The sequence below is a fragment of the Roseateles sp. P5_B10 genome, assembly GCF_056400485.1.
In genome coordinates this window covers 1-626 of record NZ_JBFULE010001562.1, presented here as the reverse complement: position 1 = coordinate 626, position 626 = coordinate 1, and the positions used below count along the sequence as shown (strand labels likewise).

Annotated in this window: 1 tRNA gene; it reads left to right on the top strand. The window is 60.1% G+C overall.

The window, feature by feature from the left end:
- The first annotated feature begins 14 nt into the window (after nt 1–14).
- Nucleotides 15–90: transfer RNA gene (locus AC1DU6_RS34590), tRNA-Gly, on the top strand.
- Nucleotides 91–626: the final 536 nt, after the last annotated feature.

The window sequence follows — 626 nt, the reverse complement described above, 5'->3', positions numbered from 1 at the left end:
GCCGAATGAAATGCGCGGGTGTAGCTCAGTTGGTAGAGCGCAACCTTGCCAAGGTTGAGGTCACGAGTTCGAGCCTCGTTACCCGCTCCAATTCACGGGAGATTCGATCAGTCGGATCTCCCGTTTTCTTTGGCACTTTGCGCGCAGCCTCTGACACGCAGGGGTTTGTTTGCCGCGTTTGTGCAAAGACGACCCGTGCAAGTGGCATGGCGCGGCCATAAAAAGGCGGAGGGACAATCACTGCATTGAAGCGCAACGCGCCAGCGACTGCATCACGTAAACTGCCCCTGTGCCTCGATGGTGAAATTGGTAGACACAGCGGACTTGAACAAAATTTGAGCACCCAGGCGGGAAACCTCTGGTGTGAATCCCGTCAAAGTCGGTGAACCCCCTGGGCCAGGCGCCCGAGGCAACGCCGAGCCAAGCCCTGCAAGGGGAAGGTGTAGAGAGTGGACGGCGGGGGCCTACAGCGCTAGCAGCGCCACGGCCAAGGCGCATTCCAGACCCCAAACGCAGCTTGGCTGCGGCAGCGAAAGCTGTAGTGGGTACGAAAATCCGCCGCTAACCCGTGAGGGCGCGTACCGGTTCGACCCCGGTTCGAGGCACCACCAGTCACGCATTGCCGT